At 68.2% G+C, this 220-nt stretch carries 1 protein-coding gene; it reads left to right on the plus strand.

All coding sequences use genetic code 11. From position 1 onward, the window contains the following. A partial coding sequence (locus tag G5A07_RS21970; protein ID WP_191864042.1) for a response regulator occupies positions 1-220 on the plus strand: 220 nt, incomplete at both ends.

Here is a 220-nt window from a genome sequence, read left to right on the forward strand (position 1 = left end):
TCGCCCAGTTGCTCGAACTGGAAGACGACCTCAGCGTGGTCGGCGAGGCCGGCAGCGGCGAGGAAGCCCTGCGCCTGGCCGCCGAGCTGGACCCGGACATGATCCTGCTGGACCTGAACATGAAGGGCATGAACGGCCTGGACACCCTGCGCGCGTTGCGCGAGGCCGGAGTCGACGCGCGCATCGTGGTGTTCACCGTGTCCGACGACAAGGGCGACGT

Origin of the sequence: Stenotrophomonas sp. AS012628 (assembly GCF_010608305.1) — a bacterium.
Lineage (GTDB): Bacteria > Pseudomonadota > Gammaproteobacteria > Xanthomonadales > Xanthomonadaceae > Stenotrophomonas > Stenotrophomonas geniculata.